The 24777-nt window shown below is 34.5% G+C and carries 20 protein-coding genes; 1 reads left to right on the forward strand and 19 read right to left on the reverse strand.

The window, feature by feature from the left end:
- Positions 1 to 36 precede the first annotated feature (36 nt).
- A complete protein-coding gene (locus A3GU_RS0107600) occupies positions 37 to 1245 on the forward strand; it encodes a YSIRK-targeted surface antigen transcriptional regulator (RefSeq protein WP_018366947.1) in 1209 nt (402 codons plus the stop codon).
- A 180-nt stretch (positions 1246 to 1425) separates the two neighbouring features.
- Here the strand turns inward: A3GU_RS0107600 and A3GU_RS0107605 are convergent, their stop codons facing one another.
- From A3GU_RS0107605 to A3GU_RS09740, 19 genes are all read right to left on the reverse strand, one after another.
- Positions 1426 to 2544, reverse strand: coding sequence for an ABC transporter permease (locus tag A3GU_RS0107605; RefSeq protein WP_018366948.1), 1119 nt, complete (start codon positions 2542 to 2544; stop codon positions 1426 to 1428).
- Positions 2541 to 3668 (reverse strand): SagH family ABC transporter permease subunit, encoded by a 1128-nt coding sequence (locus A3GU_RS0107610; RefSeq protein WP_018366949.1) that lies wholly within the window; start codon positions 3666 to 3668, stop codon positions 2541 to 2543. The genes A3GU_RS0107605 and A3GU_RS0107610 overlap by 4 nt, the downstream gene beginning before the upstream one ends.
- An 8-nt stretch (positions 3669 to 3676) precedes the next feature.
- A complete protein-coding gene (locus A3GU_RS0107615) occupies positions 3677 to 4600 on the reverse strand; it encodes an ABC transporter ATP-binding protein (RefSeq protein WP_018366950.1) in 924 nt (307 codons plus the stop codon).
- Positions 4601 to 4619: 19 nt separating this feature from the next.
- Positions 4620 to 5315, reverse strand: a complete 696-nt coding sequence (locus A3GU_RS0107620; RefSeq protein ID WP_018366951.1) for a SagF family protein — start codon at positions 5313 to 5315, stop codon at positions 4620 to 4622.
- Entirely contained in the window at positions 5312 to 5980 is a 669-nt protein-coding gene (locus A3GU_RS0107625) for a CPBP family intramembrane glutamic endopeptidase (protein ID WP_018366952.1), read from the reverse strand. Before A3GU_RS0107625 ends, A3GU_RS0107620 begins: the two co-directional genes overlap by 4 nt.
- Entirely contained in the window at positions 5955 to 7313 is a 1359-nt protein-coding gene (locus A3GU_RS0107630; RefSeq protein ID WP_018366953.1) for a YcaO-like family protein, read from the reverse strand. Before A3GU_RS0107630 ends, A3GU_RS0107625 begins: the two co-directional genes overlap by 26 nt.
- 12 nt (positions 7314 to 7325) lie before the next feature.
- Positions 7326 to 8387: a streptolysin S biosynthesis protein SagC gene (locus A3GU_RS0107635; RefSeq protein ID WP_018366954.1), complete on the reverse strand. Its 1062-nt coding sequence runs from the start codon at positions 8385 to 8387 to the stop codon at positions 7326 to 7328.
- Complete coding sequence (locus A3GU_RS0107640; protein WP_018366955.1) at positions 8384 to 9331, reverse strand: SagB/ThcOx family dehydrogenase; 948 nt, start codon at positions 9329 to 9331, stop codon at positions 8384 to 8386. The genes A3GU_RS0107635 and A3GU_RS0107640 overlap by 4 nt, the downstream gene beginning before the upstream one ends.
- Positions 9332 to 9467: 136 nt before the next feature.
- On the reverse strand, positions 9468 to 9704 hold the full coding sequence (locus tag A3GU_RS09735) for a streptolysin S family TOMM toxin (protein ID WP_425423173.1): 237 nt from the start codon (positions 9702 to 9704) through the stop codon (positions 9468 to 9470).
- A gap of 70 nt (positions 9705 to 9774) precedes the next feature.
- Positions 9775 to 9939, reverse strand: coding sequence for a streptolysin S family TOMM toxin (locus tag A3GU_RS0107650; protein ID WP_018366957.1), 165 nt, complete (start codon positions 9937 to 9939; stop codon positions 9775 to 9777).
- Between the two features lie 490 nt (positions 9940 to 10429).
- Entirely contained in the window at positions 10430 to 11746 is a 1317-nt protein-coding gene (locus A3GU_RS0107655; RefSeq protein ID WP_018366958.1) for an FAD-containing oxidoreductase, read from the reverse strand.
- Positions 11747 to 11887: 141 nt separating this feature from the next.
- The gene (locus A3GU_RS0107660) at positions 11888 to 12751 is read right to left on the reverse strand and encodes a class C sortase (protein ID WP_018366959.1); all 864 of its coding nucleotides are present in this window, start codon (positions 12749 to 12751) and stop codon (positions 11888 to 11890) included.
- A 41-nt stretch (positions 12752 to 12792) separates the two neighbouring features.
- Positions 12793 to 14289, reverse strand: a complete 1497-nt coding sequence (locus A3GU_RS10360) for a SpaH/EbpB family LPXTG-anchored major pilin (protein ID WP_018366960.1) — start codon at positions 14287 to 14289, stop codon at positions 12793 to 12795.
- 21 nt (positions 14290 to 14310) lie between these two features.
- The gene (locus A3GU_RS0107670; RefSeq protein ID WP_018366961.1) at positions 14311 to 18663 is read right to left on the reverse strand and encodes an InlB B-repeat-containing protein; all 4353 of its coding nucleotides are present in this window, start codon (positions 18661 to 18663) and stop codon (positions 14311 to 14313) included.
- A 21-nt stretch (positions 18664 to 18684) separates the two neighbouring features.
- The gene (lepB, locus tag A3GU_RS0107675) at positions 18685 to 19260 is read right to left on the reverse strand and encodes a signal peptidase I (protein WP_018366962.1); all 576 of its coding nucleotides are present in this window, start codon (positions 19258 to 19260) and stop codon (positions 18685 to 18687) included.
- On the reverse strand, positions 19253 to 19525 hold the full coding sequence (locus tag A3GU_RS0107680) for a hypothetical protein (RefSeq protein ID WP_018366963.1): 273 nt from the start codon (positions 19523 to 19525) through the stop codon (positions 19253 to 19255). Before A3GU_RS0107680 ends, lepB begins: the two co-directional genes overlap by 8 nt.
- A 295-nt stretch (positions 19526 to 19820) precedes the next feature.
- Positions 19821 to 20432 (reverse strand): DedA family protein, encoded by a 612-nt coding sequence (locus A3GU_RS0107685; protein WP_018366964.1) that lies wholly within the window; start codon positions 20430 to 20432, stop codon positions 19821 to 19823.
- A 155-nt stretch (positions 20433 to 20587) separates the two neighbouring features.
- Positions 20588 to 21868 carry an MFS transporter gene (locus tag A3GU_RS0107690; protein WP_018366965.1) on the reverse strand — a complete coding sequence of 427 codons (1281 nt, stop codon included), beginning with the start codon at positions 21866 to 21868 and terminating at the stop codon, positions 20588 to 20590.
- A gap of 268 nt (positions 21869 to 22136) precedes the next feature.
- Entirely contained in the window at positions 22137 to 24590 is a 2454-nt protein-coding gene (locus A3GU_RS09740) for a YSIRK-type signal peptide-containing protein (protein WP_018366966.1), read from the reverse strand.
- Positions 24591 to 24777 lie beyond the last annotated feature (187 nt).

Raw genomic sequence — 24777 nt, forward strand, 5'->3', positions numbered from 1 at the left:
TGGAAAAAATTATTATTAACAAAGGTGGTGTCCCCTGTGACTACACTTGATCTAAAGCGAATTCAAGCCTTACACACATTATCTCAATTACCTATTATTATCATGTCCCCAAAGCTTAATCTTATACAGATATATGGCAACAAAGAATATCTCTACCCTTACTATCAACTGCTTAAAAAGCTTGATTTAAAGTTGGATGGTGACATGGATATTTACCAGGGAGTTTTTGAAGAAACCTTTTTAATCTTTTCTATCAAACAAGCTATTATTTCTATTGGGCCTTTTTACTCTTATAATCTGGATAGCACTTATAAGAATAAAATAGCAGATGATTTTTATAGTAAGTTCAAGGATCACGAAAAAGACCTGTTACTAGCTTACATGGCTCTTGTTCCTATCCTACCTTCTACCAATATTCGGAGCCTCTTTATTACATTGGATGCCTTTTTTGATACTTCTTTTGAGCAGAAGTGCCAAGCTATCATTTATGATATTTTCCATAAGGCACAAAAAATTGTAGAAAAACCTCAATTTATTACTGATATCGAATTATTAAATACCTCTTCTAACCCTTTGCCTGACATTTTTATCCACTTGAATCATATTCTTAAGCTGGTCCAGATGGGAAATACAGAAATTCTTAAAAAGGAAATTAATAGTCTACCAGCTTCTGAGATAAGTTCTTCTCCTATTTCTGCTCTAAGAACCGAAAAAAATCTATCCATCATCTATTTTTCAAAATTACTTGAATTATCTTTTTCTGAGAACCGAGAAATCCCTCAGAATTATGAATTAGTGAAACATTTTGTTATATCGACCGAAGAAGCTAGCAATATTCTTGAAGTATTGCACATTAGATGCGCAGCCTTGATTACTTTTTCTGAATCACTGGCCAACAAAAGTATCTCAGATAAAAAGCAAATTTATAATAGTATTCTTCATTATGTCGATAACCACCTCTATAAAAAGATTAAAGTTTCAGATATTGCTAATCATCTTTACATCTCTGAATCCCACTTACGATCCGTCTTTAGACGTTATTCTAATATATCTATTCAAAGCCACATTTTAAAAGAAAAAATCAAGGAAGCTAAGTTACTTCTAAAAAGAGGCCTTCCCATCAGTGAGGTTGCTCAAACACTACACTTTTATGACACTACCCATTTTTTGAAGACATTCAAAAAATACACTGGTATGTCCCCTCATGATTATATCAAGTGCCTTTTTAATGATTTAGATGAATAGTTCCCCATAGCCCAGTTTTTAGCCTTCTATTATTTATTTGCAGCCAAAAAGAACCTGCTTCATGGGCTGACTCCCAAGTTAGACTAAAAGTCTAGCTTTTAAGGTCTAGTTCACAAAGCAAGTTCTTTTTTGATCTTGTTAGGTCCTTAAGCAAAGCTATAAGAATCCTTATCATCCTTTTTAAGAACGGATAGGTTTTAACAAAAGGCTTGATAAAACCATTAAAAGTAAGGCTAGTAATAATAAGCCAGTCAGATAAGGCCAAGCCATAGCTATATTACCACCATTTTGAAAGATACTAATAATTGAGAGCACCCAGTTTTGTGGCAAAAGTTTTCCAATAGCTTGCATATAAGGAGGTGTAATACTAAGAGGCCATAAACAGCCAGCCAACATAGAAGTTGGCATTACAATTAAGTTAGCTAGTTGACTACTTTGTTGGGAATTTTTAGAAAGAGCTCCGATCATCAGGCCAAAACCTATAGCCAAAAGGCTAAACAAGAAGAATGTTAGTAAAACAATTGCTGTTGGTATATAAAAGCTGACATTCACAAGCCTCAACAAGCCCAACATTATCAGAATTTGAAGCGCAAAGGCTACAATCCCTACACAGACATAACTAAGCATATACTGAATACGAGACAACTTTGATAAAACTAAGCGATTATATATCTGACTTGTTTTGTCTGTCAAAATCCCCCCATATAAAATGCTGGTACTACCTAGCATAAGGATGAGTAAAAAACCTGTTGTGGTCGATGAAATGGACTTACTTTGTGACCTATCTGCTAAGCTAACCTCTTTAACCTTATAGGCTAGGCTTTTATTTTGTTTTAATAACTGTTTAAAAATATCTTGCTTTCCTGCTGCTACATCCCCAATAACATTGTAATTTTCTAAAAGATAATTAGCTTGGGCTTTAAACCATTCTGTAACCTGACTCTTAGCAATGGAACGAAGGGTAAGCTTTTGTGCTTGTCCTTTTAATACTTTGTCACCAAAACCTGAATCAATAGTCAAGACCGCTTCTAAACTTTTATCTTTAAGATACTGATCAATAGCATCTTCTTCTAGTTTAGTATAAATCTGATATTTCTTATTATGTTTGATTTCAGAAATAAATTGTTTAGATACATAAGTTTTATCTCTATCAACAATACCAATCTTAGCCTGACTGCTGTCTGCAAAACTTAATGATAGGGCTAAAAGCGTGGTTAATATAGGCAGTAGAATAAAGGTCACATAGCTTGTTTTTTTTCGTCGTATTTTTAGAAATAATACTTTTATAAAGCTAATCATGCTGTCACCTGCTTTCTCATTCTTAGTAAGGCAAAGAGAAGAAATGCTGTTCCTAATCCAATATTAACCATCAAGGTTATCGGAATAGGATTATGCTGTCCCCCAAAAATGATATAAAATAGACTATCATTTACCCACTTTATAGGAGAAATCTTAGAAAGCTGGTTGATAAGATTACTATTTAATGTTGATAAGGGAACATAGCTTCCTCCTAGAAAAGCAAAAATTGGAATTACGGCATTAGAAGCTACCATTAGAAAGGCTTCATTTCTAATACTATTTGCTAATCCAATCCCAATAGCCACTGAAAGATAGATTAGTGAGGCAGTTACTCCTATAATTTGCCAATGATCTGTTCCCCAATTAACCCTCATCACAAAACGGGTAAAAACATAGAGAATGGATAACTGTACTGCAGTTGCAGTCATAGCACCAATTAGCTTACCAAGCAATAAGTTTGTATTTGACACACCTGTTAAGTAAATACGACTTGTTGTGCCTTCTTGCCGGTCAGTCAATACTAAGTTCATCGCAGACATAATACTATAAAAGGTAATCATGGTAAACATTGAAATAGCATAGTAATCTGCTGAGGACATGCCCTTACTGGTTTGAACTGAGCTAGAATCGATAAAATCTATTTGTCGTTTCTTAATTTTAGCCAGGGCTTCCGGATAGAGCTTGGCGATTGAATCATATGTTTTAGCATTATCAACATAACTATTTACTAACATATTCACTAAATCAGCATTTTGTTGATTTATTTTATTAGTTGTTACCTTAATACTTTGGTTAGCCTTAACTTCCAAAGTAGCTGTCAAGGCTCCCTCGCTGACCTTTTTTTGATCTTTTCCAAGGTTCTTTGTTGGTTTAGCTTCTAAATCAAGTTCTTTATTTAAAACCTCTAAAAATGCAATAAAATTTTTCTGATAATCTGTTTTTTCACCTTCTAATTGGTAACGAACAGTTAGCTTTGGAACATTAGTTGTGGTATTAAAACTAGATTTAAAAGCAAAGCTTAAAATTAAAATCATAAAGATAGGAAAAACAACCATCATCAGTAAAGCTGTCCTATTTCTAAAAATCTGTAAGCTCTCTTTTTTGATTAAATGTAATAAGACCATAATAACCTCTAATCTCTCAACTTCTTGCCAGTCAAGTGTAAGAAGATTTCTTCTAAGTTCAAATGATTATGTCTAATTTCACTAAAACCAATCTTGTTACTTGTTAAATAATCTACTACTTGATCTATAGGTTCATTTTCAATAAGTAAAACTTTCTCATAGTTATTATCTAGCAACTTCCAATTTGGCTTATGGGATAAATCAATCTGCTGTTTATCCGCTAAGGTAACTATAATTTCCTTACTGAGGTCTGCTTCATAACGTTTTTCAAGTGCAGCCTTATTACCTTCTTCAATGACCTTTCCGTGATCCATAATATAGATATAATCACATAAGGCTTCTACTTCTTCCATGTAATGGGTTGTATAGATAATAGTAGCCCCTTGTTTTTTTAATAAACGAATAGACTCTAAAATATGATTACGAGATTGAGGATCAATACCTACGGTTGGTTCATCAAAAATAATTAACTTAGGTGAGTGAACCAAGGCACAGGCAATATTTAAGCGACGCTTCATGCCACCAGAAAATTGACTAGGAAATTGCTTAGCCTGAGGTCTTAAACCTACAAAGTCTAAACTTTTTAGGACCTCTTCTTTCAAATGATTTCCTTTAAGTCCGTACAAGGAAGCAAAAAGTTCCACATTTTCATAAGCAGTCAAGTCTGTATAAATAGCAATATCTTGTGACACATAGCCAATTTTTGAACTCACTTTGCGAATAGCCTTACTTGGCTGATCCAAAATTTCAATTTCTCCAGAACTTAAGGGAATTAAACCTAAAATGAGATTAATCAAGGTTGATTTCCCAGCTCCATTTGGACCAAGAAGTCCGTAAATCTTTCCTTCTTCTATATCAAGTGAGACGTCATCAACAGCCTTCTTTTCTCCTGAATAGACCTTTGTAACATTTTTTAATTGTACAAAACTCATCTCTTATTCCTTCTTTCCATTATAAATCTTGCTCTTTAAAACTAATTACTAGGTAGGTTACAGCTAATAAGAAAGCTCCCGCTAGCCATCCATATAAAAATGTAGCTGTTAAACACCACATCCCAATGAAGGAAAAAAGACCTAAAGCTAATAAATTAGTTAACCAGTCCTTATAGCGACAAGCCTTAATCAAAGCATAAGTCATTACAAGGAGGATAAGAGTTGTAAGTGATAGCTTAGAGATAGTAGGCAATATTGCCAGATACAAAACAGCATCTTCTAATACTGCTAAACTTAATATAAGAAAACTCCCTGCAGCCTTTTCTTTTCTAAAAGCTAGCCAGTTCATCTGTTTAAACAATTGTCGGCTATTTTTTTTAAGTATTAACTCAACAAAACCTATTAAGATTAACATTGTTATTTCTACTAGTGCTAACAAGTACAAGACTACAAATAAAGCAAAGTGCCAATCCCAATGTATCTCTTTTATAACTGACAAAAACTTAGCGTAACTACTATTTGGACCAAAAAAGACCAAAATAGAGATAACTATAAACTCTACTAGCACTAAAATTAGATCAATAAGCTGTTGATAAGTAAGATATTGAACATGTGTCAAATGCCATCTTTTTAAGGGTCGCATACTATTTCTTGTTAGGAAAAAGGTTACTAGACCTAAAAAAGATAGCAGAGCAAATAGTATTATCATAATCATGCTACCTTCTTTTTAAGTGTTTGTATACGACTGAGACTCTCTACTAAAAGATTACCCCCAATATGCACAATAAATACCAGCCATATATTTGCAGTAACATAATAAATGCAACCATAAAGTAAACCTGTTAATAGTTTAGCATAAAAAATATGTTTTCCTATTAAAAGGTGATTCCAGGCATAAGAAATACTGGTAATTAATAAAACCCAACCAATTGGCAAATTCCAGCCCTCTAAGAGAATAGCAAACCACAATAGACGGTAAGTTAGCTCTTCAAAGAAAGCCAATAGCAAGGTTAGTATAATACTTTTAGAAGTCCTAGTTGTCCCAACAAAAGACAAATGTAAGGCTAGCCATTTCTTGGCCTTAAGACAACGAAGAACATGTGAAAAAATGACTTCTAAGGTAAAAACTCCCACCATTAACATGACACCAAGTAGGAAAAGTTTTCCAGTAAGATGACCCTTAAATGTAAATAAATGAGGGGATAGCAAGACAATTCCTACTAGCATAATCAGGTAATAAAGATTAACAGCTTTTAAAAACTTTAAAAGATTGAAACCATGACCACTGTCATTTTGGCCAAAAATAGCCTGCATGGTAATAGCAGGATTTAAACTAACCAGTAAAAAACAAAAATTAAGGCATTGGGTGTACAAATTCATTTTTGACACCTCCAAATTGTTTCATGCGTGGATGATTAGCAAAAGGAAAGGCTGGAATACACATCTCTAAAAGTTCTGGTGTTAAAACCCGTGTCACATACCAACCCTTATCTGCAGCTTCTGGAGGTGTAATATCCAAGAATACAGCATTAGGACTAACTTTTTTTGTATAATCCAATAATAGTTTAAGGTCCTCTTTTTTAGACTTACCACTATGATTAGGTAAATCACTTAATAATACCTTGCCTGAAATTAAGGGCTTAAAAGCCTGCCATTTCTCTTCTGTATCTTTAGGATGAGCATAGTAGAAAACATTACTATCCAGATCAAGAAATTGGGGAGAGTCACTTTCAATATTAGCTAAGGAATCTGGATTGTATAACAAGTTATAGTAATAACTGTAGCTGATAGCTGATGCTTCCATGATTCCTCTTAATAAGGTATGTTTTGGATCCAGACCTGCTTGAACTCCAAATAACAAATACGGACCTTCTTGATACTTGTTTTTCATAATAATACCAAAGGTATATAGAGGGTTATCATCACCAACTGTCATATCGATAGGTATGATTTCATAAAGACTATTTTTACCTAAGTTAGCCTCTTCTAAAATAGCCAAGATTTCAGGATCATCAATCTCAATTCTTGGACAAGCCTTGAGGGTATGCCAGCTTAGCATCATAGAATCGATTTGAAGATATTCAATTATGCTATTGCACAGAGCAGCTTCAAGGGTCTTATGAGAGGCAGTTCCCGTTGAAAATCCTGGGATAATATGCTGCTCACCAATCTCCTGATTTGGCTTATACCCTACACAAAGCATTTGGACTGGTACATACATTTCCTTGTCTTCAAAAAACATAGGACATTTAACCCAGCCTAAAATATCATCTTCTGTCAACATTTTTTGACACATGGTCATATGGAGGTCACAGCTACGATCTATTTGTTCTTGGGTAAAGACCTGTAAATATTCTAGAGGTATAACAGGATCTGTCTGGCTTAATTCTTTATAGGAAGCATATACGATACGTTCAGATAATAAATCACCAGCAATAATAGTGGCATAGCGTTCAATACTTTCACCTAAATATTTAATCAGGGCTTCCTCGTAATGACTACCATAACCAATAATATGATAACTGACCTGACTTAATTCTCCAATAAACTGTTTGTGGTAATCAGGCATCTGTCCTGTAACACTTTTTAAATAAACATCATGAGGATGGTTGCAGACAGGTACTTGGGATTGATTGAGAATCCCTGTTCTATTGCCACTTAAAGACTTTAATTCTGAAAATATATGATTAAATGAAGGATAATGACTTAGCATATGTACTCCTCCCTACTCTTCTTTGAGGAGTTCTTTAACCATCTCCCGTGTTGAAATCTGCTGATCCTCATATCTTAATTTAGCAAGAGCACCTTGGGATTGTGAATTAGACATTTTCAGGATATCTTGAACTTGAATCTCAAGACTTGGCATATAGATACTCAATAAGCGGCCTTCAAATTTGGAACTACCTGTTTGAGAAATAATAAAGGCCTCACTAACTACCAAGTTCATTAAGATATTAAGAAGAGGAAGGTAGGCACGGCTCACATTCTGTCTTGGAGGCAAGATTTGACTGGCATAGTGTTGATACAGAGTATGATCTTGTAAACGAGCCAGAACCCTTCTTTCTAAGCTATCAAAGTCAGCTGTGTGAGGGGGATTTAGAGTACATGCATGGATAAAAGGACCGTCCACAAAACCTAAAACCAGCTGTTTCTTTAAGGCAACACTAATCTCATTAAGGTGACGTAGCATTGTAATATTAAGCCGCTCTTGACAGATAAGGATACTTTGATAATCTTTCAGTTTCTCAGATAAGGAATTCATATTGCGATGGTGTTCCAAGGCATCTAAGCGTGAGGTCACATCTGTCTGTTGAATAGTCATTTTTAGCTCATCACTAGCAATATGCATAGTAAGTCCTAATTGCTCTGCTAGCAAGGCAGCTGAATCATCAACATATTGTGAATCACTGATAAATAAAATGGGTGCCTTATCTTCACTTTGACCTGCTTCTGCGATGAAATGAAAATTTCCTGTTAAGACCTTCATTACATTTTCTTGCAGAGCATAGTCATCTTCATACATGAGAATATCACTATAATATAAGGCAGTTATAACTTCTATCAATTTTGTATAGAGTTCTGAATCCAACTCTTTTTCATAGATATCTGTATCAATGACTAGTCCCTTGAAAAGATCTGAGATGATACGATAGTAAATTTCTTTTAAGGCTTGTGGCTCATTTGTTAAATCAAGCACAGCTTCATTGAAGTCCCATAAGCCTTTTCTAAAACAAAAAGTATCGTTAAATTGTACAATACGAACATTACTATTTAATTGATATTTCATAGAGACTCCTTATTTCCAATAATAGTCATATGAATAACATGGTGATTCAAACCATCTAAACTTAATTTTTCTTGAAGGTATTCTTTATTATATCCTCCAATATCTACACTACCATAAACTAAAGCCGTCGCTACTAATTGAATATTTTGGGAAATTTCCCCGGCTTCAATAAAGGCGTAAGCTGTAGCCTGATTACCATACTTACGTGTATTTCTTATATAGTTATAGGAATAAATTACAACTACATTACAATCTTCAGCATTTATAATACCAAATTCAGCAAAAGCTCTAATATCTTCTTCACTAAGATGATGACACCTTAGAGCGTGTTGGTAAGGAAGGTACTCATAAAATCCGTCTTCAAGTGTCTCTATATTTCTAACATAAAAGAATAGAGTAATAGGATATAGTCCTCCACCTGAGGCATTATTTCTAAGCTTGACTTTTTTAGCAATATCTTCTTTAACAGCAACCTCTGAGCTTACACCACAAGCATAATAAAGTAAATCAGCTAAATCCTGAAGGGGCATTGTTTGATCAATAAACTCCCTTTGGCTTCTTCTGCTGGTAATACAGGTTGAAAGGGCAACATTAATTTTCTTTGCCTTTGGTAAGGCAATTATATTATTTTTATCCTCAAAGTAGCTACTATTAGTAAATGTTGTGACTGCTGAATCTGTAAAGAAATCAGCCACACTAGCTTTAAACCCTAGATAATTATTATTAGCCTTATAATTCATCAAAAAATGCTGACTAAGATTATCTGTTTCATTGGGCATTAGGTGTTGAGCTACTAACTGTTTTGATGTTTTTAATACTGTTTGATGATGATAATCTGAAAAAGAAAGATGGTTGGTATTAAACTCAAATAATTGTCTTGCTTCATCTCTTGTCAAATTATTTTTTTGATGTGATTCTGCATTTATTTTTGAAAAAAATGACATACTTATCTTTTCTTTCTATTTTTCTGAAATGTGGTCATCAGCAGGCATCATTCAAAATGATACCTGCTCATTCCCACTAGACTGTTTTAGAACAGTTCAAAAAGTTTTTGATACTATTCTAGTACTTATAAAAATGTTATGGCTTGATAGTTGTTGCGCCGCCAGTTGCATTTCCATTTACTGCTACAGAGAAGCAGCATGTGCAACTACAACAGCAACAGCAGCCACCAGGAGCAACTTGTGTTGTTTCTGCTACGCTAGTAGCCATGACATTAGCATTTAATTTAAGCATAACGTCTCCTCCTTCTATTTTCACCTCTACAAATACAGTCCACCACATTATCAAGCTCATAAAACCTAAAGAATATGTCATGAGTTAATCACTAGTAGCTAGCAACTAGTAATCTTCCCCTGCTATTCTTTAGTTAGAATAAGCCCAGTAATTAAGATGCTGGAACTGCTGGTTGAGTTGTTGCACCGCCAGTTGCATTACCTCCTACAGCAACAGAGAAGCAACATGTACAGCAACAGCAACAGCAGCCACCAGGAGCAACTTGTGTTGTTTCTGCTACGCTAGTAGCGAGAACATTTGAAGTAAATTTTAACATAATTCTTACCTCCTATACTTAAAATGGTAAAGACATAAACAGTTGATAAAAGCTAAGCTAGATTATTTTCCTAAGACAAGACCACTTATTTCATTAATTCGAAAATAATGAGAAATGCTAGCTTTTTTGTATTATCGTAGGAAGACAATCATTCAACTCTTATCACTTGCATTATATAACAAAACCTTAATATTGTAAAATGTTAGTAATGACTTTATTGTCCCTCAATGAGAATTGTCATCTAATTGTAAATATTTAAATTCTAAAAAACTTCCGATAAAAACCTTTATTTAAGTGGTTTTTCGAGGTTCACAATTCTTTATATACATTTTTAAGCAATTATTTTTAATGTTTTTTCTATCATTTTATAAAATGATAGAAAATTTATATTTTCATAAAAAAATAGTAAACTCTTAATTTGAGTTTACTATTTTTTAATAAACGTGAAAGCGATATTTATTTTTTAAAATTTATTTATAGAAAATGATTTTTAAAAATTAAAAACATCGTTTAAGTTTTCAGACATGGTCGGATGGGTGAAAACTTGATTTTTCAAATAAGTATATGGGATATGATTATCCATTGCCATTTTTATAATATTAATGACTTCTTGTGAATCTTGAGCAAAGAGACTTGCACCCAAGATTTCACTTGAGTTTTTATCAACAATAACCTTGTAGATACCACGAAGATTATTGTCAACATGAGCGCGTGGCATATTGGCTACTAGGAGTTCATTGGCTTTATAATCCAAACCTTTTTCCTTAGCCTCTTTTTCTGTCATGCCAACCTGTGATAAGGCTGGTTGAATAAAGGTTGTGTTAGGAACATTACGACGCTCTGCCAAGTTATAGTCAGAACTGCCTGTCAAACGACCAAACACAATACGGAAGTCATCTAGGGAAGTATAGGTAAATTGCAAGCCACCATTAACATCTCCCACAGCATAGATATTTTCTACACTTGTTTCTAAATAGTCATTGACTAAAATAGCACCACGGTCGGTTAATTTGATATCTGTATTTTCAAGTCCTAGATCTTCAGTTGCAGGTTTACGCCCCATAGCATACATAACCGCATCAAATTCATAATCCTTACCATCAGCTGTGATGATAACTTTTTCCCCATTATTACGTAACCCTTCAACTTTGGAAGAAAGAACAAAGCTTACACCATCTTCTTCAAGATATTCTTTAGCCATTTTAGCAACAACTTCTTCCGCTCTTGCCAGAATAGCTGGCGCAGCATCAAAGACTGTCACTTCTGACCCTAGTTTAGCATAGAGACTAGCAAATTCAAGGCCAATATTCCCCCCACCAATAAGTCCCAAACGTTGAGGTCTTTGCTGTAAGTGTTGAATACCAGTACTATCAAAAACATTTTGAGTTTCTAGTAAACCTGGGATGGGAAATCTGTTTGACACTGCCCCAGTATTAATAACAATTGTCTCTGCACTTATTATTTCCTTTTCAGCACCTCCACTTAATTCGACCTTTTTGTTATCAAGAAAACGGGCCCTGGCATTATACAAATCTGCTCCTGAATTCCTTAAAACAGTTTCATTTTTCTTGTTGAGACGAGTCGTAACAGTATCTTTTAGGGTCATAGCTTCTGAGAAACTTAAGTTTTCTTGGGCAGCATGGATTAACGTTTTAGTTGGGATACAGCCAATATTAATACAAGTTCCCCCATACATAGAAGTATCTTCTTCGACTAGAGCAACTTTTTTTCCTAAACTTGCCATTTTCCCAGCTAAAGTCTTTCCAGCTTTACCAAATCCAATAACTAATAAATCATATGAAATCATATTCTTCTCCTTTTTATTTTATTTCAAAGAAATAATAGCACATATCAGACCTCTTGTCAGAATTTTGCTACAGGATAAAACATGTCTATATGAGTATTTAAAAAGAGAAAATCAAATGACTTTCCCTTGTTAGCTATTCTCTTAGTTGACAGAACTTTTAGCTTCTTTTAATACACCTTTTCTTTGTCTTGTTAAGTAAGCATTAATTCCCCAAATTGATAGTAAGATTAAAATAATTATCAGGCCAATAATCGGAGCTATATAAGACGGTTCAATTTGGATAGCATCAGCCACTACTAATGCTTTTCCGTTTTTATTTGCTACTCTATGACCTCTGACAAGCAGGCGATGAGTATTAACACCGTAAGGTGTGCACGTCAAGAGAGTTTGATAGTCTTTTCCTTTTTCGATTTGAATGTTACTTAAATCTTTTGGAAGGACTGTTCTAATTTGATCAACTTCATAGGTATAGGTTTCATTTAAAATATTAAGGGTCCACCTGTCACCTATTTTTAGCTTATCTAAATCAGTAAAGAGTCGAGAAGAAGGTAATCCTCTGTGACCTGATAAAACAGAATGGGTTGACTCCCCACCTACTGGTAAACTTGTTCCTTCTAAGTGTCCAATAGAATTATTAAGAACTGACTTATTGGTTCCATGATAGATTGGTAATTGAAGATTAATTTTCGGTATATTCAATTGCCCCATAATGCCGCTTTGGTCAATTTTCAATTGGGAATTATAGTCTTCTCGCTCCTTATCAGTCATTTGCCACTTAATACCGGAAGACAAGAATTGCTTATTATAATCCTTAGCATTTGAAATAATCTTTTCATATGACTTAGTATCTAGTTTTGTAACTTGTTTTTGATACTCTAAAATCGCCTGAGTTTGATGAAAAGAATTCCAATAATTGGATAAGGAAGGATAGCTAACAAGGCCTATCCCAATTAGGATTAAGCTTATCAGTACTATCGATACTCTATTTTTTTTTATAACTTGCATCCTGCTTTTCCTTTTTGATGTATTACCTTTTTTAGCTATCTCTATTCAGCTGCACGACGTCTGGCTACTACAACTACGCCAGCGCCAATAATTAAGCTTGAACCGACTAAATACATTACCTTAGTTCCAAATGATCCTGTTGAAGGAAGTTCTTCACCTTTTTTGTTTTCAATAGTTGAAGTTGCTAAAAGTCCATCATTTGTGTCATTAGCTGCAGTATTGTTTGTTTTTTTAAGACTAATTGTTGTTGAATCCTTTAGGAGATTATAACCTTCTGGTGCTTTGGTCTCATGTAATTGGTAGTCTCCTTCAGCAAGTCCTGAAATAACTACTGACCCATTGGCATCTGTTGTATACTTAGTTGCTTGTGCAAGGTCTGAAACCCATTCTACTTTTTCTGAATCTTTTTCAAATTTTAGGTATTTATTGTCCTTGTTAATAAGAACAAATTCTGCTCCTTTTAATTTTTCTTTAGTGTCTCCATCAATTTTAGTGATAGTAATTTGACCATCATGGACAAAGGCATCTTTTCCTGGATCGCTATTTAAAGGTACTAAATTTGGCATGATACGAGCAGTATTTTTATTGGTCGTTGCATTTACAGATCCTTCTTCAGCACCACTTTTTAAGACCCCAGTATAAGTAACTGTTATTTTATTAATACCATGATAATAAAAGTCATCAGCTCCTCCAAGATTGCTATCAGCATTTTGTGTTTTTGTTGCTGCCCATGGAATTGTTAAATTAAAATTATTCCCATTTTCAGTGACTTGATAAGTTTTAGTGGCTGCAGCATCTGCCTTTGTTAATACCGTTTCAACACCATTTGAATCAGTCACTGTTACTTTATAGTCTTTATTGAGTTGCACAGCTGAAGCGTCTGGCATATCATCACTTAAAACATATTGATAGACTTTCTCAGAACCATTATAGTTCACAGCATTATCATAGGTGATAGTATATGTTATTGTATCTCCTACATTATAGGATGTCTTATCTGTTTTTTTGCCACCGTTGCCCCACCCAGAACTCGTATTTTTTTCATGGATAGTTGCATCAGGTGAAGCAGAGGTTAACATAACTGTGGAACCACTATTAACATCACTAGCAATATAATAGTAGCCATAATCTACTGGCAAAGTTTCCTTACCATCTGTTCCTGTTTCTTTCTGTGTCACTGATGCACTTAATTTAGCACTGGCTTTTTTAGCCCAGTCAGCAATTTCAGCATCAGTTGCACCTGCTTTTCGGGTCACATAAGTGACTGTTCCATTTTTTGATAAGTCAAACACAGTGCTAATACCAGTATCAGTATAATCTATCCCATTTGGAATAGTATAAGATACTCCGCCATTATTTGATGAGGCATCTGCTACTGTAGCATCAAAGAGTTTGTAAGCCTTATATGTTGCATTGGCTTGCGTTCCTAAAATAGTAATTGAACCAGTAGTAGCTGCATGAACAGCTGATATAGCTGCTGTTAGTGGAGCAAACAATAAGCTAGCACTTAATATCCCTGTTAAAATTTGTTTTTTCATAATATTTTTCCCTCGTATTGTTTACAATACATTTTTCCTTCTCTTATACAATATGGTTGCTGACGGAATAATCAAGGCAAGTCCAATAAGGATAAAGACTTCTTTGCCAATTCCACCTGTACTTGGTAGTTCTGTTCCTCGAGAATTAGTGATTTTAAAGTTAAAAACAACATCTTGATCAGCTGTAAGCTGCCTATCAAGTGGACTGGCATTATTATCTTGGCTAAGGGTAACACCAGAACTTGTAACTAACATTATCATGTCATTTGGAGCTAACTGATAGCCATCTGGAGCTTTCGTTTCAGTAATGAAGTATTTACCAAGGGGTAATTGGAATTCATTTAACTGGTCAAGTCTCAAATAACCATTATCACCTGCAACTACATTTGAATAGAGTGGAGTTGGCTTTTTAGCACCATTAGCATCTGCTTGTGAAATGTCAAAGCTAGCTCCCATCAAAGGCTTAGAAAGATCTTCGATAGACACTTTTTGCAGTCTTACATTTTGAGCTTTACGAGTATTAGTAAAAGTGATAGCCACATTACCTTCAACTGTGAAATTTGTCCTATTATCAGCAGCAAATGTTTTGTCTGGGCTACCGTCTGCCAAATTTGTCTCTTTAACTTCTTCTTTAGAGTCAAATTCTTTATACTCTTGCTCATCTACCTTAACACTAGCACCATAAGGAACCTTCGTAAAGGTCTTTGTTTCTCCGTCTTTTAGACCAAAATTTTCCTGTTGAAGTGTATCACTTGGACTAAATACAAAATCTTTTGTTTTATCTTCATCTAGGCCAACAACCTTTTTTGTTATTGTAACGGTATATTCTTTAGGTTTCCAAACTGCATATAAAGTGTTTGCGACATCAGGTTGATTATCAATCCCAATAGTCTGACCTGGTGTAAACTCAACTTCACCTTCATTAGCGAGATCCTTACTATGGTTCCAACCAATAAGCTCATAACCCACACGTATAAATTTATCTGCAGATAGAGCATTAACAGTGCTGTTGAGGAGTAGGTGGTCTAAGACAGTTGTGTCTTTACCATCTAGGGTTTTTCCACCATTAGCATCAAAGGTAAGATGAGTATCTTCTAAGGCAATGGAGCTAATCGGAATTAAAGCAGGATAAACGGTAATTGACTTATTAGCATCTGCTAAATTGGCAAGTACAGTAATGGCATCATAGGGATTGTAAAGTTGGCCATTATAATACCAACCTCTGTAGCGATAACCATTAGGAATGGTTGGTCGGTGTAGGATAGAAGAACTTGATTGATCATCATAGCTATTTGGATCAGTTGGAGCATTGCTTGTTTGTACCCTACTTCCATCCTCTGCTTTTAATTCTTTTCCATCTGTCGTAACCGCATCATTACTGTAGGTAATATGGTATTCCCCAACCTTACGCCAAACAGCTCTTAAATTAATATCTTTTGTAACTGCTCCTGAGAAGGTATAGGGTCTTATAGAACCATCATCATTAACATAGTACCAACCCACCAACTGATAAGTATTATCTTCACGTTTGTAACGCTTTGATTTGTCAATATTGGGCTCTGTTGAATCAGTTGTATAGTGAGCATTTCTTTGATCTGTAGCTGCTGTAGCACTGCTTCTTGTATCGTATCTGTAGTAATAGGTTCCGCTTGGATCTTCTACATAATTACGAGTAATATCAGAATACTCTGGAATTTTTTCTCCATAACCTAGTTCAAAATATGTTTTTTCTGAATCATTTAATTGTCCCATTCCTGGGTCAATTGTAATCTTGTATAGAATTTTTTTCCATCCTGCATAAACTTTAAGGTCATGTGCTGGCATAGTACCTGTCCAGCTAACTTCTTCTGTCTGAGCCTTATCTTTGTACCATTTACCATCCCATTCATATCCTGGTTTATTTGGTATTGGTTGCTCACTTTGAGTATTTGGTTTATAAAGTGCTATGGCCGCCTCATATTTAACACTTACAGTTGGGAAGTTTGGTAGTTCTGATTCGTCAAATGGATCTAGATAATGGATTTGATAACTTTTACGTTCAAAGCGAACGTCTAAACCAAGATAGCCTGTTCTGTAATATCCCGTATTATCATAATAGTTGTAGTTTAACCCGACTTTATTACCATCTGATACATTCGTATATTGTTCATAGGCTGTAGTATCATAATAAAGTCTACGATAAAGAGCTACTGAAAACCCTGTATACTTTTCTGTAAAGGTGAAGAGACTAGCATTATAGCCAATACCAACATCTGTTGGAGTTAGATTATAAGAACCATCTAAGTTTTGCTTGTAAAATCTATAAGTTTGAGTCTTTGTTCCATTTGGGTATAGTCTTATAATAGTGCCATCTTCATAGCCAGTTACAGCTGTCGCAACAGTTGATGGAAGAATGAAATCACCCAAGAAACTCATCCCTCCTGAACCACCTCCACTAGCATAATAAGTCCAAGCATAGTTCCCATTTGGCCAATTATAATTATTTGCCTGAAGAGAGGTTCCATATAAACCTGAAATGGTTTTAACATATGTAGGGTTAGACCAAATTGAATTATTTAGTGCCGGTATTCCATAATAATTTATATAAGACGAATCTGATAAAAATTGCATTGTAATCAGCTTTCGATCAAAGTAGACATTTAACACTGTTGAACCATCATCTTTAACGGTATCACTTATCTGTGTTCTTATCGTATTTAATTTAAATCCTTGTTTTGGCGTCTTATCACTTGTTGTTAAAGCTACAGAGCTAAGAGCTAGTCCATACCTAGTTTCCTGACCAGTATATTCGTAAGTTTTTTGGTCATCTGTTGCTGCTTTGTTATCAGTAGCAGATTGTTGCCAAAAAACAACTGTATATTTAGTTGAAGCAGGTGTCCAATGAGCATATAAGGTTAAATCTGTATTAACCGGGCTATCAAAATTATAGGCATTTCCACCAGTTGCTGCTGTATACCAACCAGCAAACTTATAGTTGGGACGTGTTGGATCTGGTGGTTTAATACTTGCTGCCGTATCACCAACTAGAACTAATTTAGGAGCAATGTAAGTAGAACCATTCTTCAAATCACCTGTGTTAAATTCAACCTTCTTAGATTCCTTAAAAATCGGATAAAGTTTAACATCTTGGGTAACCTTATAATTTTTAGCCTCATCTCCTCTTATAGGAGTTCCTTTAATTGAAGTTGACCAACCAGCAAACTTTTCAGTAGCTTTTGGAGGCACAACTGAAAATTCTGTCAAATCAATGGTTCCTACCCCACTTTGATTTAAGACAACTTGTTGCTTTTGAAGGATTATTTTCCCTTCTTCATCATCAAATAAAGTTACGTGGGCAATCGCACCAAAACTTGGTCTAACATAAATATCTTCTGTCTTAGTAACAGGTATTGGTGTTTCAAAATAGACCTGCTCTCCGTAAGTATTAGTTGTTTTGTCATATGTAAACCAACCATTAAAATGTTGATTTCCCTGAACAATTGGAATTCCCACGGCCTTGATCGTATCTTGATCGCGTAAAAGCTGTTCATGAGCTTTTTGTCCAGAAGAAGTTAAAAAGGTATAGTCACTACCATCTGTATTTTCAAAATGATAGGTAGCTATGGGAACTTGTGCTCCATCTTCTTGAATAATGGCATAAACAGAAAATGAGTCTGTTTTGAAGGCAACATCACTTGAAGTTGTCTTAGTTTCATCTGTTATTTTAGAACCTAGAACCTCTGTTTGCCCATCATCTTTAAAATGGACGACCTTCACTTTTTCTTGTTCAGTTTTTAAAGGTTTATCATAAGAAACTTCAACCTTTACAGGTGCACTTGGTTCAATCTCACCAGACTTATCTAAGAGACGAATATCATAAAGATGAATCCTTTTTATATCTGACTCTTGCTTGTCAACCTTATTAATAGCTGTATCTTTATAGGATTGATAAGCCACATCTGCTTGAGTGATTTCTGCTACATCCAAAGTTGCATCCTTAGAAATCTTTGCATCAGGACTAATTGTCACAGTCATGGTGAAATCCTTGCCACGATAAGTTAAGGGGCCCTCCAAGAATTCCGGCTTTTGAGGTGCCTGCTGGTCTACACTTGCTTGAGTGCTTGGAGCTTGATTAGCTAGTGACCCTTCTTGATTACTTACTTGAGACGACTCGGTTTTTATAGGAGCTTTAGTTTCTTTTGACTGCTTACCTTCTTCTAAACTTATCCCAGCATCTGAAGCATGACTGTCTTCAATAGTAATAGCTGGTAAAATGAGTAAATAAGTAGCTAAAAATGCTGTCAACAGGACTAAGGCCCACTTTATCGTTCTAGCTTTCTTAGTAAATATAAAATCTAGAACCTTTTTTAGGTTAACTTTGCTTGATTTTTTCAAATCTCTCCCTCCCCTTTTTCTTTATTGACTAATTGGACCTAACTTTTGTAAGGGCCAGACTTTAAAGAATATTCTCCCGATAATTTGTTCTTGCGAAACAGTGCCGACTGCAGTATTTCGAGAATCAATTGAGGTTTTCCTATTATCTCCCATAACAAAAATTTGTTGGTCTGGTACTTGGTAAGGATATTTTATGTTACTTTCACCAAGTGCTTTATGCTGCAAATATGGTTCCTTTAATTTTTTCTGATTAACATAGACATCTCCTTGTGAATCAACAGTGACCCAATCCCCTGACTTAGCAATAACACGCTTGACCAAAACCTTATTATTATAATAGAAAGCTAGTATATCTCCTTTCTTTACAGAAGCCCCTTTTTGTGTAAGGACAATATCGTCCTCAGTTAAGGTTTTATTCATAGAACTACCATAAATGCGTAAAACAGGTAACCAAATAACGGCAATCAAGATTGCCAAACCCGCCACTGCAAAGAGCACATACAAGGTGTTACGCAGTGCAATCCAAAAGCGTCGTCGGTACTTGATGCGTTGCAATTCATCTGCTAGCTCATCACTTGAAAAAGATAACTTAGACATCTTTTTTATCCTCCTGTGCTTCTTGATTACTTTTAATATTCAAAAGATATTGGTCGGCCGCAGCTTGAGCTTTTTCAAAAATATCATTCAAGGCCAAGGCTGCTTCTGCAATTGAACCTGATTTATCTATTTTTAAGTTTTTTTCTGCTAAAGAGTGCTCCAGTTCCTCAATTTTTCTCGCTTGCTCTTCTATGGTCTTTTGCTGCTGGAGCATAATTTCTAATAATTCTTCTGTTTTCAACTTTTTAAATTTCTTTTTATCCATTTTTAATTTTCTCAATATTCTTTTTGTCAGAATTTTACACCACAATTGTAACACAAAAAAACACTTTATATACTTTTAAACACTCGCTTTTTTATTTTTAATGTCAAAAACTTTAATTAATCAAATTATTTGAACTTAAGAATTATATAATTTACTGACCTTTTTAATAATAAAGAAAGAGTTGTTTTTTATATAAATCTGATAATTTAATTTAATGCTCCTTGTCTAGAAAATTTAAAAAGTCCCTTATAAAAAGGACTCCGATTACTATAAAAAAAGAATGTCACACTAAGTGCTAAACATTCTCTTTTTCAGCTTTTCTAAGAAGCATTACCAAAATAGGCAAGACTGAGATAAAAATAATTGCCAACATAATCATTTCAAAATGGGTCTGGACAAAAGCAATACTTCCAAAAAAGAAACCAGCTAAAATTCCTATAAGAACCCAAGACAAACCACCTAAGCAATTAAAGATCAAAAATTGCTTACGCTCCATTTTCCCAATCCCTGCAATAAAAGGGATAAAGGTTCGAACAATGGGGACAAAGCGACCAAAGGTGATTGCTAAATTTCCATAGCGCCTAAAAAAATTCTCAGTTTCTGCAATATGACTATCTTTAATAAACTTTCCGAGAACAGGAATATGTCGTAAGCTTAACCCGTACCTTCTTCCTAAAGAATAGTTGATATAGTCTCCCAAAATCGCAGCCAGTGCTAAAAACAAAATAAAACCTAATGGATTGGAATGTCCCTTAGCAATAAAAGCACCGGTCATAAACAAAAGTGAATCTCCTGGTAGAAAGGGGAAAAATACCAAACCCGTCTCAATAAAGATAATAGTAAATATCAAGAGAAAAGCATAAAAACCATACTGGTTTAAAATCATATTAATAAAGTGTGTAAACATTGTCTTCCTATCATTTATATTTTCTATGTGACTAAGCATAGCAAAACAAGGCATTATTTACCACTCTAAAGCTGCAAACAGATTTGTTTTTAAGTTTTCTTTAAGTTTTAAATTAGTCTAAATAAGATTAACATGCTACTGCATTTTGAAAGAAGTTACCTTCTTTTTGAACTAGAAAAAATTGAAACACCAAAGATATGACTATAGCGTTTGCCCATAAAAATCATCAAGCCAGCAGAAGCAAAGCCACAGAGTGATACAAAAAGCATAATTAAATCAACCCTATTAAGAGCTATTAATTTCGAAGCAAGTAATGGGACAAGATAAGAACCTATTGCCATCACAAAGTAATAAATGCTTGTGTTGCGCCCCTTGTTTTTATCAAAAAATTGATTTAAAACAGCATTGCCGATCTGTAATAATCCCCCTCCTGCAAAGAAACCAATAATAATACCTGCAAAGGTTAATGTAATAGCCCCTGGCATAAAATAAACCAATAGAGCTGCTAAAGCTGCAAAGATAGGACTAAACACCAAGAGGACAATATCACGAATACCACGCGCCATTAAAACTGAAAAAACAAGTGTCGCTAAGAGCCCACCTAGTTGATAATATGCTGTTACAGAAGCGGCAGCTGTCTCAGACATATGGATAACCTGTTGCGCATAAAGTTTAGAAGCTTGTTGGAACAAGTAGAAAGTGGAATAAATAGTAAAAGCAAAGGCAGAAAAAGCTAGACCATCAATAGCGAATTTTGCCTTATCCTGGTAGCCAAGTTTCTCGCTATTAGCTTCCTTCTGCTGAATACTCTGATTGACTTCCAAAACTTGAATAGCTTCTCTTGCAGAAATCTTCTTATTCTTACGGATATCATTATCAGGAAAAGGTGACACTAGGACCCCTATTAGTACTAAAGAAGTCAAGACAAAAGGAACCATAATTCCAATCTCACTAGGCATATTGTGACTAACAAGAAAAGCTACTAAGAGAGGATAGAGCATTGAGGAAATTGAAATAAAGGTCTTACTAAGAAGTGATGCTGTTGCCTTATCTTTGGGGTATATTTCAAATAAGGCTGGATTAATGGAACCATCATACAAAGAAGTCATAGCACCACCAATGAAAGCTAGTATATTAGCTGTCCAAATATCTCTAGCTATTAAGAAAGTCCCAAACATAAGCACATAGCCCAGTAAACCTAGCAAAACGATAGGTTTACGACCAAATTTGTCTGAAAGCAAGCCTGCAAAGCTTAAAAATAGAATTTTCCCTAATCCCGTCCAAGCAATGACTGCAAAAACAGTAGCAGCTTCAACTCCCCATTTACCTGCAAAAAAACTGGCATTCTGAGAAATAATAATAGCCTGCATACCATGACAAAAATAAGTCATCCAAAGCAAAACTGCTGTAATATTATATTTATTATTCTTAAACATATATCTCCTTTTCCAAAGTAAGGTGTTAAACTCTTAATTATTTAAGTTAAGGCTGTTTAGTAAAGGCATAGGATTAAGCCAAATCAGCTTAACCAGCAACTCCTTACAAACTCTTTTAAAGCTATCCAAATTTTCAACTATTATATTATATCTCATTTACTAAGTTTTTTGATAGCTTTATGAGAAAAAATACCACTTCTCAATCAAGAAATTGGGAAGTGGTAGATTCTAAAATATGAGCAAGCAATTTTAAGATTAAATAAAGAAATTACTTTTTAATGTTTACAAGCTTTCCTAATAATCCAAATAAAGCAAGACTTAAAAAGAATGTCGCAAGGAAGATATTTTGTCTGCTATCGCCTGTTTTAGGAAGAGTATTTTTTGATGATTTGAAAATAAAGGGTGTGCTATTAGTCTGTTTTTTCTCTGCTTTAGCTACCTGAACTTCTTTAACTTCTTCTTTTTCTTCTTCAAATGGCCACTTATTGTCAAAATGGTAAGATTTCTTAACAAGTGTGTCTTCAACTTCTACATCATCACCAGATGATCCTGACATTTCTAAGGAACTATCTTCTGTAATTTCTATTAAATCGCTAGAACCAATTGTAACAATAGGAGCTACAAGGCTGTCTTCAATTTCTATGTCATCACCAGAGGAACCTGACTCTTCCAAGGAACTATCTTCTGTAATTTCTATTAAGTCACTAGAACCACTTAGAATAATAGGATCTACAAGACTGTCCTCAATCTCTATATCATCACCAGAGAAACCTGATAATTCTAATTGGCTATTTTCAGTTAATTCTATCAGAAAACTTTGTTCACTTATTTCAACTTGGGAAGTATCATAGCTTTCTTCAAAGATAGGGTCCCTATTTTCTTGAGTAGAAATAGTCTGATTGTGGGATCCAGCTACTAAATCGGTACTACTATCTTCAAAAATATCAAAAACAGGACCACTTCCTACAATAATTTCCATTTCTTCTTGCATGACAGGAGGAGGTGTAACACTTGGTATTGCCGGTTGTAAAGGAAGCATTGGCTCTAGCAATTCTTCTGCCTTAGGTGGAATTGCTTGAATTATTAGAGGAATATCAACTAAGGGTTTAAAATTGATCACAAATTGCTTAAGCTTAAGTTTAGGCTTGGCAATTGAAAAGACTTCAGGTTTAATGGGAATTTTTGGTTCTGTTACTATTTTCTCAACAGGTTCCTTAGGCTTTACTACTTCATTTAATTTTACTGAGTCCCCAAAAAGTGAGAAGAGAATGCCAGCTACGCGTTTATCATTATTTATAAGGTCAGACTTTTGTTTATCAAATTCAGTTTCAGAAAGCTTTTTCCCTGTAGCTGTATTTGACATATTATAATAACTATCCTCTGTAATATGGGTATAGTTCATTTCTTTACCAACCCCAATAGCTAACATGGTACCTAGAGGTGTCATATTGAAATTTTCTACATTGAAGGAGTCTTCAGAGCTATACTTATCATCAACGTTTGTAATCTTTGATTTTTCTGGAATTGAAAAAAGTTTTTTGCCATCCTTACCAAAGTCAAAGGAAATCTTCTGACCAAGGTCAATATCACCAATAGCTTGAGTTAATAAAATTTTTGTTTCTTTATTAGCTACTAAAAATTCAAACTTAAAGGACATGTCTCGGTGGTTCCGATAGATAAATTCGATAGCACCAGCATCCTCAGCCTTTTTCTCATATTCTTTTCCTACATAGAGAGCTTGTTCAACCTTGAATTTTTCAGTTTCATCTTTACTACCATAACCGTCACCAATTTTGGTAATGGTTACCTTTAAATCCAGTTTGTCACCTGTTTCAATTTCACCAACATTTCTTAGGATAAAAGCATCATTTTCCTTATAGCCTGTTAATTTAGTAGCATGATGAATTCTATTTGTTTCACTCTTTAAAGCATCGCCACTTGAAATTTGATAAGAATCTCCTATTTTTTCAAATACAGTCTCCTTATTCCAAGTCAAAGATCCCTTTAAAGAATGAGCTTCTAGCTTTTTTAAATCAGCCTTAACCTTTAACTGTTGATAAAAGGCAACACTATTTGTTTTAGTTTGGTCCAATTCTCCATAAAGCTTGAGGTCATCAGTATTTTTATTCTCAGGACTTTTTTTATCTTCAGCTGTAAACTGATAGTCATTGCCTAAACTTTTTATATCTTCTTCATATTTCTTAGAAGCTTCCTCATAAAGCTTTTTTTGTGTAGCATTTTCAGTTTCAATTTTAACTTTATTTGCTAGGTCCTTTTCATACTGTGCTTGTTCTTCTTGATACTTAGCTAATTTTGTATTATATTCATTTTCTTGAGCTTGATAGGCAGCTACTTCTTTTTCTAATTGAGCTTTCTGCTCATCATAAGTTTTATTAATTTCAGCAACAAGTTCTGGAGCCTGATGGGCACCTGAGTAATCCAGTGTACTTTCTTCAAGACTAACTTCAAAGCCTTGTTCTTGATAGGTTTTAGCCATTTCTGTTACTTCATCTTTTCGATTAATAGCTGTTAAGAGGTTTGCTGCCGGGTCTTCTGCTATCTGACTGCTAGTCATCAAGTCACTAGAAGCTTCCACTTGGTCTGCTGAGACAGTAGAATAGGTCCCTAAAATCATGTATATAGCTAGCACCACTGGTACTAAACCAAACTTTGATTTCCTTAAAGCGTATTTTCTTTTCTTCGTTTCAGTATCTTTTTTCATTTCTATCTCCAATTTCTTTACTTTCAATTGTTTTTATTCCTAAATTCTCCTATCTATAACCTATAACTTAGGAAGATTTTTAATTTTTTAAACAATTTTATATTTCATCAACGTACTACATAGTAACAATTAAGTGACCATAAATCTATAATATACAGTCAGATATTTTCTCAAAATAAGGGTTGAT

Source organism: Streptococcus didelphis DSM 15616 (assembly GCF_000380005.1).
GTDB lineage: Bacteria > Bacillota > Bacilli > Lactobacillales > Streptococcaceae > Streptococcus > Streptococcus didelphis.